The sequence below is a fragment of the Mycobacterium shigaense genome, assembly GCF_002356315.1.
GTDB classification, from domain to species: Bacteria; Actinomycetota; Actinomycetes; order Mycobacteriales; family Mycobacteriaceae; genus Mycobacterium; species Mycobacterium shigaense.
Genome location: NZ_AP018164.1, coordinates 688,368 through 701,770 on the forward strand (window position 1 = coordinate 688,368; position 13,403 = coordinate 701,770).

A 13,403-nucleotide genomic window follows, 5' to 3' on the forward strand; every position below is an offset into this window, starting at 1 on the left:
CTGCGGGCGCGGGCCTATTCCGATTTCTCTCATCGAACCGCTAGCCGAAGGTGAAGGAAAACACTTGTAGTCCCTTGCTCACCTGCAGGTCCAGCTGATCGCGGTGCGCGCCGGGATCGGCGACGATCTGATGCAGGGTGGGCGGCCCGCCGATGGGCGTCGTGGTGGTGTTGCCGGCTCGGGTCGTGGTGACGGTGCCGGAACCACCGACGACGACGAAGACGTCCTTGGCCGTGTAGTTCAGCCGAATCGCGGCATCGTCGCTGTCGGCGGTGGCGCCTTGGTCATCCAGCGTCCAGCGGCCGCGCAACGCGAACTTGTCGTCGGCCAGCTGCGCGGGGAAGCTGAACGCGCCGCCGCCAGCCTTGTATTCGCCGCCGCCGCCATAGTTTCCGGCTTTCTCGGGGGCCAGGTAGGTCTCGGGGGTGAGCATGGTCTGCGGGGTGGTGTCGACGCCGTTCACCGCGGCGGGCAGTCGGGTGTCCGGGTTGGCGTCGAGGAGCAGTTGGCGGATCAGCTTCTCGGTTCCGTCGTAGTCACCCTCGCCGAACTTGGTGTGTCGGACGTTTCCGTGCGCGTCGATCAGATACTCGGCCGGCCAGTACAGGTTGTGGAAGTTGTTCCAGGTCGCGTAGTCGTTGTCGAGCGCGACGGGATAGTCGATGTGCAACCCGGCGGTACCGCTGGCCACGTTGCCGGGCACGCGTTCGAACGCGTACTCGGGGGTGTGCACCCCGATGACCACCAATCCGTTGTCGCGATATCGGTTGTACCAATCGACCAGGTGTGGGATCGCGCGTTGACAGTTGATGCAGGAGTAGGCCCAGAAGTCGATCAGGACTACCTTGCCCCGCACCGCGGCGGCGTCAAGCGGCTTGCCGTCCGGGGTGTTGAGCCATCCCGTGATGCCGGTGAGGGCGGGCGCCGGGCCGCACTGTTGCAGCTGCGGGTCGCCGGGGGTGCAGTTGATCAGTGAGCTGTCGCTGCTGCCGCCCTGGCTCAGCTGCAGTGCGCTGCCCGTGGCGGGCGACGGTGGCGGCCGCTCCGAGTTCAGCGTGCGCTCAATGTCGTTGGTAGCCAGTCGGTTCTGCATGGCCGAGGTGTAGTCCGGCACGACGCGCTGCAGCATCGCGGGCAGGTTGAACACCAGCGCGACGGCCAGCACGATCATCGTGAGTCCGCCGGCGATCTGAATCTGGCGCTGCCGGCGCCGGAAAGTCGCGACGCGTTGCCCGACGTGGCGCCCGGCCAGGGCGAAAGCCAACAGCGGCAAGGCATTACCCAGAGCGAACGTCGCGGTCAGCACGAGCGCGGCGGGTCCGAGGGATGCCGTGCCTCCGGCTACCACGATCGCGGCAAGCACCGGTCCCGCGCACGGCACGTAGAGCGCGCCCAACGTCAGGCCTAAACCGAAACCATCTGTGCTGCGGCCGATTTGGCGTTGCGGCAGGGCGGCAAACGGGCGCTCGATCAGATGCTGCAGGGGCGGGAAGATCAAGCCGAGGCCGATGAGCGTCAGCACCACCAGGGCGGCCCAGCGGATGGCGTCCTGCGGCAGCTGGAACGCCGACAGCAACGCGGACCCGAGCAGGGTGGCCAGGCTGAAGCTGCACACCAGGCCCGCGATCACCAGATACGGGCGCACCGCGGAACTCAAGCCCCGGCCGCCGCCCGCGCCGGACAGGAAAATCACGGGCAACACCGGCAGGATGCACGGCGAGATGCCGGTGATCAGGCCACCGAGGAAGCCGATCAGCGCGATGGTGTGCATGGGTGGTATTCGGAGTCAGCCCGGATAAGGACGGTGTAGGGCGGTCATTCGCTGTGCACCAGGGCGCGAACCCAGGGTCGCGGCCCCATCGACCGAAGCAGGGTACTGGCAGGGCGGGTGCGCACCCGCAACGGCCACCAGAACCACCGTCCTAGCAGCGCCGCGATGGACGGCGTCATAAACGCGCGCACGATCAACGTGTCGAACATCAGGCCGAGGCCGATCGTGGTGCCCACCTGGGCGATGATCACCAGGTCGCCGACGATCATGGACGCCATCGTGAAGGCGAACACCAGGCCGGCATTGGTCACCACCTTTCCGGTACCGCCCATCGCGCGAATGATGCCGGTGTTCAGCCCGGCGTGGATCTCCTCCCGGAAGCGGGACACCAGCAACAGGTTGTAGTCGGATCCCACCGCCAGCAACACGATCACCGACATCGCCAGCACCAGCCAGTGCAGGGGTGTGCTGAACAGGTATTGCCACACCAGCACGGATAGCCCGAACGACGCGCCCAGCGACAGCGCGACCGTTCCGACGATCACGGCGGCGGCGGCGAGCGCCCGGGTGAGGACGAGCATGATGACGAAAACCAGGCACAGCGACGAGACGCCGGCAATCAAAAGATCCCACTTCGCGCCGGCGGAGAAGTCCTTGAAGACGGCCGCGGTGCCGTACATGTAGATCTTGGCGTCCTCCAAAGGCGTTACCTTCAGCGCTTCTTCGGCGGCCGTCTGCAGCGCGTCCACGCTTTTCATGCCCGCTTCGGTGGCGGGGTCGTCCCGGTGCAGGATGATGAACCGGGCCGCGTGCCCGTCGGCCGACAGGAAGCTGTCCTCGGCCCGCTTGAAGTCCTTGTTCTTGAACACATCCGGCGGCAGATAGAACGAGTCGTCGTTTTTCGAGTCGTCGAAGGCACGTCCCATCGCCGTGGAATTGTCGGTCTCGCTGTCCATCTGGCTGAAGATCCCGGACATGGTGCTGTGCATGGTCAGCATCATGTTCTGCATGCCTTGCATGATCGCGATCTGCGGGGGGAGCTGGGCCGCGAGTTGCGGGACGAGCGTGTCCAGCTTGTCCAGGCTCGCAACCAGGTCACGCAACTTCTCGGTGATCTCATCGATACTGTCGAGCGCGTCGAAGACCGATCTTATGGAAAAGCAGATCGGGATGTCGTAACAGTGTTTCTCCCAATAGAAATAGCTGCGAAGCGGGCGGAAGAAATCCTCGAAATCCGCGATGTGGTCCCGCAATTCGTCTGTCTTGTCTTCTATTTCGTGCGTGACGCCGGTCATCTGGTGCGTCAGCCCGTTCAGCTCGACAAGCAGAGAGTGCATGCGCCCCATGATCACTACCATTTTCCCCAGGTCCTCGGCCTGGGTGAGCAGGTCCTCCATCCGCTTTTTCTGAAACTTCAGATCCTGCCCCTGGAAGGCCTGCACCATGCTCATGAAAAACGGCAATGTGGTGTGCGCCAGCGGCGTTCCGTCCGGCCGGGTGATCGCCTGCACGCGCGAGATTCCCGGGACATCGATGAGAGCCTTGGCGACCTTGTTGAGTACCAGGAAGTCCGCCGGATCTCGCATGTCATGGTCGGTCTCGATCATCAGGATTTCGGGCTTCATCCTGGCCGGCGAGAAGTGGCGGTCCGCGGCGTCGAAACCCTGATTGGCGGGGATCCAGTCGGGCAGATAAGCGCGGTCGTTATAGCTGGGATGGTAGCCGGGCAGGGTGAGTAGCCCGACCAGCGCGACGGCCAGGGTGGCGACCAGGATGGGTGCCGGCCAGCGGGCGATCGCTGTGCCGATCCGCCGCCAGCCACGGAACTGCAGCTTGCGCCTCGGCTCGAAGAGACCGAACCGGCTGCCGAAAGCCACCAGCGCCGGCCCCAGCGTGAGCGCCACCGCGATCGCCATCAGCAGTCCTGCCGCACACGGGATGCCCAGGGTGTGAAAGGACGGCATGCGCGCGAAGTGCAGGCAGAACATGGCCCCGGCGATCGTCAACCCGGAGCCCAGGATGACATGGGCGGTGCCGCGATACATGGTGTACCACGCGGTTTCTTTGTCCTGACCGGCTTGCCGCGCTTCCTGATACCGCCCGACGACGAATATCCCGTAGTCGGTTCCCGCCGCGATGGTCAGCGACGTGATCAGGCTGATCGCGAACGTGGTGAGGCCGATCGCGCCGGTTTCCCCGAGCGCGGCCACGGCGCCGCGCGCGGCCGCCATTTCGATGCCGACCGTCAGCAGCAGCAGAATCACCGTGAAGATCGAGCGGTAGACGAGCAGCAACATGACGCAGACCACCGCGGCCGACACAATGGTGATCGTGGCCGTCGATTTGTCCCCGGCCGCGCGAGTGTCGTCCGCGAGCGCCGACGCCCCGGTGAGCCAGACCTTCACCCCGGGCGGCGGGCGCTGGCTGTCCACGATCTTGCGCACCGCCTCGACGGATTCGTTGGCCAGCGCCTCGCCCTGGTTGCCGGTGAGGTTCACCTGGACGATGACAGCTTTCCCGTCATTGCTTAGCGCGCCGGCCGCCGTGAGCGGATCGCCCCACCAATCCTGAACGTGCTGAACGTGTTTGGTGTCGGCGCGTAGCTTGCGGATCATGTTGTCGTAGAACTCGTGGGCGTCGTCGCTCAGGGGCTTGTCGCCCTCCAACACGATCATCGCGGTGCTGTCCGAACTTCCTTCGTTGAACACCCTGCCGATGTGCCGCATTGCCTTGAACGACGACGCATCGTTCGGGCTCAGCGAGACGGCTCGCTGGGCGCCGACCACTTCCAGCGGCGGCAGCGTGGCGCCGAGGAAGATGACGAATCCCGCCCAGCCCACGATGATGGGCAGAGAAAACCGGTGGATCACCCTCGCGAGGAACGGCCGTTCGTTATGTGCGTGGGGAGGGGCGTCGTTGGCGAATTGGGTTCTCACGCGAGCGTCACCGGGGCAGCCGCCGGGCATCGGCAGCCGGCCCGCGTCCGCGCCCGAAGCCTAGAATTTCGCGAATCCCCTTCACCGGTTGGCGTTCCCCTGCCGGACAATGCTGCGTCCATCGCTGCAAGTCAATCTACAGATCGCCGTGCCGGCGATGCGATCCGAAGTATAACCAAGGGGACCCTAACTAAACGCCGGAGCGCTGTGGACCCCGCAACGGTGATCCCAAACAAATCACGCGATGTGCGTTATACAAATCACGCGACGTGCGTTATCCTTCGGCGCGTGGCGCAACTCACGTTTCAACGCGCCCGCACCGCGGAGAACAAGCGTCGACGTGCGGCCGCACTCGTCGAAGCCGCGCGCTCGCTGGCTATCGAGAGCGGCGTCACGTCGGTCACGCTGACCGCGGTCGCGGGCCGCGCCGGGATTCACTACTCCGCGGTGCGCCGCTACTTCTCTTCGCACAAAGAGGTGCTCATGCACCTCGCCGCCGAGGGCTGGGTGCGCTTCTCGGAGACGGTATGCGCGGAGTTGGGAGAGCCGGGACCCAAGTCGCCGGCGCAGGTGGCCGAGACGCTGGCCAACGCGCTGGCGGCCGACACGCTTTTTTGCGATCTGCTGGCCAACCTGCACCTGCATCTCGAGCACGAGGTGCACATCGAGCGGGTGGTCGAATTCAGGCGGACCATCAGCGCCGCCGCCGTCGCAGTCGCCGACGCGACGCAACAAGCACTGCCCGCGCTGGGGCGGTCGGGCGCATTCGACATCCTGATCGCCGCGTATTCGATGGCCGCCGCGTTCTGGCAGATCGCCAATCCACCGCAGCGGCTCACCGATGCCTATGCCGAGGAGCCCGAGGTGCTGCCGCCGGAGTGGAACATCGACTTCGCCTCCGCGCTCAACCGGTTGTTGACCGCGACCTGCATCGGTCTGGTTTCCGAATCATCGTGAACAGAAACGAGATCGGGATGGCGGGAGCAGCCGAACGGACGGGCGCGCGCCCGATTAGTGGAAGGCCTTGAGTGGCAAAGACTTCTGTGGCCAACACCGTCAGACGAGGGTGGGTCCTGCTCGTCATCGTCGTCGTGGTCTTGGTCGCGGGTTTCTGCGTCGTCCGGCTCCGCTCTTTCTTCGGCGATCACGACAATCGCGGAATCGGCAACAGCAGCCTGGACGACATCAAGCCGTTCAATCCCAAGCACGTGGTCTACAAGGTGTACGGGTCCGGAGCCACCGCGAATATCAACTACCTGGACATCAACGCGCAGCCGCGGCGGGTCGACAACGTGCCGCTGCCCTGGACGCTCTCGGTCACCACGACGCTGCCGTCGGTCAGCGTGAACGTCGTCGCCCAAACCGAGGGAGACCAGATCGGCTGCCAGATCATCGTGAACGACGTGGTCAAAGACGAGAGGTCGGTGACCGGAGTGAACGCTGAAACCTTCTGCATTGTGAAGTCCGCATGAGCAACAACGGTGACGTCCACCCGCACAAGAACGATGCCGTCGGCCTTCCCCACATGCCATTCTTCGCGCGGACGGTGTACAGGTTCGCGCCGCTGATCGTGCTGGGCTGGGTGGGCCTGGTGGTCGTCCTGTCGATGTTCGTCCCCGACCTGGAAACGGTCGGCAAGCAACACACGGTGCCGATGAGCCCGAAAGAGGCGGCATCGATGAAGGCGACGCAGCGGGTCGGCAAGGTGTTCAACGAGTTCGACAGCGACAGCGCGATCATGATCGTCCTGGAGGGCGACAAGCCGCTCGGCGACGACGCGCACCACTACTACGACGGCCTGGTCAAGAAGCTCGAAGCTGACACAAAGCACGTGGAGCACGTGCAGGACTTCTGGGGAGATCCGCTGACGGCCGCCGGCTCGCAGAGCACCGACGGCAAGGCCGCCTATGTGCAGGTGTATCTGCAGGGCAACCAGGGCGAGACCAGAGCCAACGAATCCGTCCGGGCGGTCCGTAAGTTGGTGGAGGACGACCCGGCACCACCGGGCATCCACGCCTATGTGACCGGCGCGGCCGCGCTGACCGCCGATCAGTCCGCGGCCGGTGACAAGGGCGTCATCCTGGTCACGCTGCTCACCTTCGTCGTGATCATCTTCATGCTGCTGTGGGTGTACCGCTCGATCGTCACCGTGTTCAGCACGCTGATCATGGTGGTGCTCGAGCTCTTCGCGGCGCGGCAGGTGGTCGCATTTCTGGCTCACAACAACATCATTGGGCTGTCGACCTTCGCGGTGAACCTGTTGGTGTTGATGGTTATCGCGGCAAGCACCGACTATGCGATCTTCGTGCTGGGCCGGTATCAGGAGGCGCGGTCGCTCGGCGAGGACCGAGAACAGGCGTTTTACACCATGTTTCACGGGACCGCGCACGTCGTCCTAGGCTCCGGCCTGACCATCGCCGGTGCGATGTACTGCTTGAGCTTCACCCGGCTGCCGTATTTCCAGAGCCTCGGCGTCCCGTGCGCGGTGGGGACGCTGGTCGCCGTCATGGCGGCACTCACGCTGGGTCCGGCGCTGCTGGCGGTGGGCAGTCGCAGCCGCTTCCACCTGTTCGACCCCAAACGCAAGATGCGGACGCGGGGCTGGCGCCGGGTGGGCACCGCCATCGTCCGGTGGCCCGGGCCGATCCTGGCGGTCTCGATCGGCATTGCGCTCATCGGGCTGCTGGCCCTGCCCGGTTACCGGACGAACTACGACAACCGCCAGTATCTGCCGCCGAGCACCAAGGCCGTCGTCGGATACGAGGCCGCCGAGCGGCACTTTTCCAATGCGCGGATGAACCCCGAATTGTTGATGATCGAGACCGATCACGACATGCGCAATCCGGCGAACATGTTGGTGCTGGACAGGATTGCGCGCTTCGTCTTCCACATCCCCGGCGTCGCACGGGTGCAGACGATCACCCGCCCGCTCGGAGCGCCGATCGAGCACACGTCGATCCCGTTCCAGATCAGCATGCAGAACACCACCCAGGTGGAAAACCAGGAGTACATGAAGAAGCGGATGGCCGACATGCTCACGCAGGCCGACGCCATGCAGCAGTCGATCGACACGATGCAGCGCATGTACGAGATCACCTCGAAGATGGCCGCCGTCACGCACCACATGGACGGCCTGACGCACGAAATGCTAGACGTCACAAGCAATATGCGTGACGAGATCGCCAACTTCGATGACTTCTTCCGGCCGATCCGCAGCTACTTCTATTGGGAGAAGCACTGTTTTGACGTTCCGGTCTGCTGGTCACTGCGATCCATCCTGGACGCGCTGGACGGCCTCGATCAGATCGTCGAAAAATTCAAGTTCCTTTCCGACGACCTCGCCCAGATGGACGCGCTGCTGCCGCAGATGCTGGCGCAGATGCCGCCGATGATCGCGACGATGACGACGATGAAGCAAATGATGCTGACCATGCACAGCTCGATGAACTCGATGTATGACCAGATGGATGTCATGAGTCAGAACTCGACGGCCATGGGCCAGGCCTACGACGCCGCGAAGAACGACGACTCGTTCTACATCCCGCCGGAGGTCTTCGACAACCCGGACTTCAAGCGGGGCCTGAAGATGTTCCTGTCGCCCGACGGCCACGCGGCTCGGTTCATCATCTCTCACGACGTTCCTCCGGCGACGCCCGAAGGGATTTCGCACGTCGACCCCATCAAGAGCGCGGCGAAGGAAGCCATCAAGGGCACCCCGCTGGAGGGCTCCAAGATCTGGCTCGGCGGCACGGCCGCGGTCTACAAGGACATGCGCGACGGATCCAAGTACGACCTGATGATTGCCGGGATCTCGGCGGCCAGCCTCATCTTGATCATCATGCTGATCATCACCCGAAGCCTGGTCGCCGCAATCACCATCGTGGGCACGGTGCTGCTTTCGCTCGGCGCCTCGTTTGGGCTCTCGGTGCTGGTGTGGCAGGACATCCTGGGCATTGAACTGCATTGGATGGTGCTGGCTATGTCGGTCATCCTGCTGTTGGCGGTGGGCTCGGACTACAACCTGCTGCTGGTTTCCCGGTTCAAAGAGGAGATCCACGCCGGAATCAAGACCGGCATCATCCGGTCGATGGCCGGAACCGGCGCCGTGGTCACGTCCGCGGGTCTGGTCTTCGCCGCCACCATGGGGACTTTCGCGATCAGCCCGCTGCGAGTGATGGGCCAGGTGGGGACCACGATCGCCCTGGGTCTGCTGTTCGACACCTTGATCGTGCGTTCGTTCATGATGCCGTCCGTCGCCGCTCTGATGGGGCGCTGGTTCTGGTGGCCGCAACGGGTGCGCAACCGCCCGGCCAGTGAGATGCTCCGGCCCTACGGGTCGCGGTCGGCGGTGCGTGCCTACATGTTGCCGCCGGAGCCGCGCCCGCCCCGTTCGGCGCATTCGGCCGACACCGACCGGTTCCCGGTCGGCGCGCCGCACTACTGACCGGGCTTAGAGCGGGACCAGCTCGCGGACGGCCTCGCGGGTCACTTCGCTGCCGCACGTCCGGCAGTGGGTGCCGGGGTAACGCCTGGCCCTACCGACCTTGAGTGTGACCTCGACGCCGCTGGCACGGGCGGAGACGACGCCCACGACATCGACGATCTCGGCCCCGTCGAAGGCATGCAGGTGCACGGCGCCCACGTCGGAGTTCGCGCGGTCCAGGATCGCCAGGGTGTCGAGCTTCGCGTCGGTGCCGTAGCCGGTGATCGTGTGCATGCCCCAAATATCTCGCCGGGGCTCGGCTCGCAACATCCGCCGAACAGCCCGTCATAGGGATGATTTGGGCGTCCCCCGTTCAGGGGACAGACCGCACCGCGGTCGGCTGAGGCCTAGGTCAGGCCCAGTTCCACACCGACATGTCGCCTGCCGGGTATTGGCTGCACACCTCGGTGGACTTCGCGACGACGCCCTTGTTGTTGAAGAAGATCTTCATGTGGTTGGGCCAGGCCACCCACAGCGGGTCGGAGACCGGCGCGTAGAAGTTCTCGGAGTACGACCGGCGGTCCTCCGGCGACAGCGAGTAGAACCAGTGCGCCTTGTCGATGGTCGCCTGCTGGACGTTCGGGTGGTTGTTGAAGTCGATCATGTAGCGCTGGTAGTACACCGGGCTGGTGTCGCGAGTGGCCGCCAGCAGCTGCTCGGCGTCGCAGGTGGTGTTGATCATCCGGCGCGGTACCGGGAAGTCCTCGGTGGAGTCGGCGGCCGCGGTCGTCGGGAAGACCGTTGCGGCGATACCCAGGGCGAGGAAAGCGACGCCTGCGCGCAGGCTGTTACTGAGCCGAGACATAGCATCAAAGGTAACACTTTTGCCGGGCGCTGGGCCACCGGGTGCCAAATTTTTAGCCGACCTTACTAATGATCTTCATCAGGAACGATGACGTGCGTCGGGTCGGGCCGCAGCTCCGGTGGGGCCTGGCTGTAGTCGCCGAACGGGCCGTCCCGGCGGCGCACCGTGGCCCGCACGCCCTGGGTCTGAGCGGTCTGGATGAACTCGAGCGCATCGGGGGTGTTGCGCATCAGCCCGTCGAGAATGCCGCCGAGCAGCTGGGTGGAGGCCAGGCCCATGTTCTCGTAGGCCTGGTTGACGATCAGCTTCTGCGCCCGCAGCTGTGACAACGGAATCTGGGCGAGCTCGGCGGCGATTTCGGCGACCCGGGCCTCGAGGCGCTCGAAGGGCACCGCCTCGTTGATCAATTCGACCTCCGCGGCCTGGCTGCCGGTCAGCGGCCGGCCGGTCAGCGAGTGCCATTTGACCTTGGCCAGGCTCAGCCGGTAGAGCCACATCCCTGTCAGATACGCCCCCCACATCCGGCTGTATGGCGTGCCGATCACCGCGTCTTCGCTGGCGACGACGATGTCGGCGCACAACGCGTAGTCGCTGGCCCCGCCGACGCACCAGCCGTGCACCTGGGCAATCACCGGTTTGGAGGCCCGCCAGATCGCCATGAACTTCTGCGTCGGTCCGGTCTCGCGGGCGCTGACCATCGCGAAATCCTTGCCGGGATCCCAGTGCCCGTCGGTCATCATGGTTTCGCCCCAGTGCTGGAAGCCGCCACTGAAGTCGTAGCCGCCGGAGAAGGCGCGCCCGGCGCCGCGCAGCACGATCACCTTGACGTCGTGGTCGCGCTCGGCCAGGCCGATCGCGGCTTCGATCTCGTCGGGCATGGGCGGCACGATGGTGTTGAGATGCTCGGGGCGGTTCAACGTGATCGTGGCGATCGGGCCGGCAGTCCGGTACAGCAGGGTCTCGAAGGCGGGCGGGTTCATTCCGGGTCGGGCTCCCGGTTCTCCGGGTTGGAGGCGTAGATCTGCCCGCCGATCTTCAGGTACGGCGTGATCATGTACGCGGCTCCCACGACGATGGCCGTGAAGATCGCCGCCGAGGCGATGGCGTTGGGCCAGAGCCGGCCCGTGCCCACGGCGAAGCACACGATGCCGATGACCGACGTGAGCCAGTAGAAGTGTCGGCCCCGTGGGCGATCCTTGACAAAGCGGTAGCGTGCCTGCGCGTGCCCCGCGATGATGAACACCAGGCCGACCACGACCAGCGCGGTCTCGATACTTTCTAGCGGCACGTGCACATCCTATGGCCGGCCCACTCCTCAGGCCGACAGCGTCTGCCACAGGAACGAATAGCTGAGTGCCGCCTTGAAGGCGGCCTGCTCGTTGTCGGCCGCGCCGGCGTGCCCGCCCTCGATGTTCTCGTAGTACCAGACCCGGTGGCCCGCTTGTTCCAACGCCGCCACCATCTTGCGCGCGTGGCCCGGGTGTACGCGGTCGTCTCGGGTGGAGGTGGTGAACAGCACCGACGGGTACTGGGCGGTGGCCGAAATATTCTGGTAGGGAGAGTATTTGGAGATGAACTCCCAGTCATCCGGGTTGTCCGGGTCGCCGTATTCGGCCACCCACGACGCGCCGGCCAGCAGCAGGTGATAGCGCCTCATGTCCAGCAGCGGGACGTCACAGACGAGCGCGCCGAATTTGTCCGGATACTTGGTCAGCATGATGCCCATGAGCAGCCCGCCGTTGCTGCCGCCCTGGGCGCCGAGCTGCTCGACGCGCGCGATGCCGCGCTGCACCAAATCGGTTGCTACCGCAGCGAAGTCCTCGTCGACCTTGTGCCGGTTCTCCCGCATGGCCTGGGTGTGCCAGCCGGGCCCGTACTCGCCGCCGCCGCGGATGTTGGCCATCACGTAGGCGCCGCCCCGGGCCAGCCACAGCCGGCCCAGCACGCCGCTGTACCCGGGCGTCTTGGACGACTCGAATCCGCCGTACCCGCCCAGCAGGGTGGGCCCGGGGCCGGCGGCGTCGCGTGAGCGGACCACGAAGTAGGGGACTTTCGTGCCGTCCTTCGATGCCACGAAATGCTGTACCACGTCCAGGTTTTCGGCGTCGAAGAAGGCGGGAGCGGACTTGATTCGCTCCAGCGGCCCGTCGCCGGTGCCGCGCAGCAGGCGCGACGGCGTGTCGAAACCGCTTGAATCCAAGAAGAATTCGTCGCCGGTGTCGTCGGCAGCCACGATCACGGTGTGGGTTGCCGGCGGGACGCCGGGCACCACTTCGCGCTGCCAGGATCCGGGTGTGACGATCTCCACCCGGCTGGCCACGTCGGCCAGCGTCACCAGCAACAGCCGGTCGCGCGTCCATGCGCTCTGATGCAGGCAGGTGTGCTCGTCGGGCTCGAAGACCACCTGCAATTTGACCTTGCCGGAGAGGAATTCGTCGTAGTCGGCGGCCAGCAGCGAGCCGGCCGGGTAGGTGGTCTCGCCGACGGTCCAGTCGCTGCGCGGCTCGATCAGCAGCCACTCGCGGTGGATCGACACGCTGGCGTCGGTGGGTGTCTGGATGCGGACCAGGTCCGCGCCCCGTACCTCGTAGATCTCTTCGTTCCAGAAGTCGATGGTGCGCCCGGCGAAGGTGCGCTCGAAACCGGGCGTGCGATCGGCATTCACCGACGCGCTGACATCGGTGGGCGTGCCCTCGAAGACGACCTGGGCGTCGGCCAACGGCGTGCCCCGCCGCCACCGCTTGACGATCCGCGGATAGCCGGACTCGGTGAGCGTGCCGGGACCGAAGTCGGTGCCCACCAGCACGGTATCCGGGTCGGCCCAGCCGATCTGCGACTTGGCCTCCGGCAGCGAGAACCCGTCGGCAATGAATTCCCGTGTAATCATGTCGAATTCACGCACAATCACCGCATCCGAGCCGCCGCGGGAGAGGTTGACCAACGCGCGGGTGAACTCCGGTTCGATCACGCTCGCGCCGGCCCACACCCACTTCTCGTCGTCGGCCCGGCCCAATTCGTCGACATCGATCAGCACATCCCACTCGGGGGAGTCGCTGCGGTAACTGTCCAGGGTGGTGCGTCGCCACAGCCCGCGCGGGTTGGCCGCGTCGCGCCAGAAGTTGTACAAGTATTCGCCGCGGCGCCGCACGTAGGGGATCCGGGCATCGGTGTCAAGCACCTCGAGCGCCTCGATGCGCAGTTGCTCGAACCGTGCATCGCAGAACTCCGCCTGGGTCGGTTCGTTGCGGGCGCGGACCCAGTCCAGCGCCGCCGGACCCGTCACGTCCTCGAGCCACCGGTAGGGGTCGTCGGGCGAGTTCCGGTCGTCGGCAGGCTGCGCTGTCATGGAAGCCATTGTGGCCCGAGCGGTAGTGTGAGGTGGGTTACAGGTGTAGCACCACAGCCGGA

At 65.3% G+C, this 13,403-nt stretch carries 9 protein-coding genes and 1 pseudogene; 3 read left to right on the top strand and 7 right to left on the bottom strand.

The window, feature by feature from the left end:
• Window positions 1-40: 40 nt before the first annotated feature.
• Together MSG_RS03270 and MSG_RS03275 are read right to left on the bottom strand one after the other, a co-directional pair.
• Window positions 41-1,771 carry a cytochrome c biogenesis protein DipZ gene (locus tag MSG_RS03270; RefSeq protein ID WP_096437064.1) on the bottom strand — a complete coding sequence of 577 codons (1,731 nt, stop codon included), beginning with the start codon at window positions 1,769-1,771 and terminating at the stop codon, window positions 41-43.
• 44 nt (window positions 1,772-1,815) lie between these two features.
• Window positions 1,816-4,707, bottom strand: a complete 2,892-nt coding sequence (locus MSG_RS03275; protein ID WP_105886853.1) for an MMPL/RND family transporter — start codon at window positions 4,705-4,707, stop codon at window positions 1,816-1,818.
• A 269-nt stretch (window positions 4,708-4,976) separates the two neighbouring features.
• On the opposite strand from MSG_RS03275, the pseudogene MSG_RS03280 reads away from it, so the two are divergent.
• From MSG_RS03280 to MSG_RS03290, 3 genes and pseudogenes are all read left to right on the top strand, one after another.
• Window positions 4,977-5,664 (top strand): annotated as a pseudogene (locus tag MSG_RS03280) (TetR family transcriptional regulator).
• Window positions 5,665-5,735: 71 nt separating this feature from the next.
• Window positions 5,736-6,179, top strand: coding sequence for an MmpS family transport accessory protein (locus tag MSG_RS03285; protein WP_096437068.1), 444 nt, complete (start codon window positions 5,736-5,738; stop codon window positions 6,177-6,179).
• Window positions 6,176-9,151, top strand: coding sequence for an MMPL/RND family transporter (locus MSG_RS03290; protein ID WP_096437070.1), 2,976 nt, complete (start codon window positions 6,176-6,178; stop codon window positions 9,149-9,151). Before MSG_RS03285 ends, MSG_RS03290 begins: the two co-directional genes overlap by 4 nt.
• 6 nt (window positions 9,152-9,157) lie before the next feature.
• On the opposite strand, the gene MSG_RS03295 is transcribed toward MSG_RS03290, so the two are convergent.
• From MSG_RS03295 to MSG_RS03315, 5 genes are all read right to left on the bottom strand, one after another.
• Complete coding sequence (locus MSG_RS03295; protein ID WP_096437072.1) at window positions 9,158-9,424, bottom strand: hypothetical protein; 267 nt, start codon at window positions 9,422-9,424, stop codon at window positions 9,158-9,160.
• Window positions 9,425-9,542: 118 nt separating this feature from the next.
• Window positions 9,543-9,995 (bottom strand): DUF5078 domain-containing protein, encoded by a 453-nt coding sequence (locus MSG_RS03300; protein WP_096437074.1) that lies wholly within the window; start codon window positions 9,993-9,995, stop codon window positions 9,543-9,545.
• 65 nt (window positions 9,996-10,060) lie between these two features.
• Window positions 10,061-10,975 carry a crotonase/enoyl-CoA hydratase family protein gene (locus MSG_RS03305; protein ID WP_096437076.1) on the bottom strand — a complete coding sequence of 305 codons (915 nt, stop codon included), beginning with the start codon at window positions 10,973-10,975 and terminating at the stop codon, window positions 10,061-10,063.
• The gene (locus tag MSG_RS03310) at window positions 10,972-11,283 is read right to left on the bottom strand and encodes a hypothetical protein (RefSeq protein ID WP_096444004.1); all 312 of its coding nucleotides are present in this window, start codon (window positions 11,281-11,283) and stop codon (window positions 10,972-10,974) included. The genes MSG_RS03305 and MSG_RS03310 overlap by 4 nt, the downstream gene beginning before the upstream one ends.
• 27 nt (window positions 11,284-11,310) lie before the next feature.
• Window positions 11,311-13,341, bottom strand: a complete 2,031-nt coding sequence (locus tag MSG_RS03315) for a prolyl oligopeptidase family serine peptidase (protein WP_096437078.1) — start codon at window positions 13,339-13,341, stop codon at window positions 11,311-11,313.
• Between the last annotated feature and the right edge of the window lie 62 nt (window positions 13,342-13,403).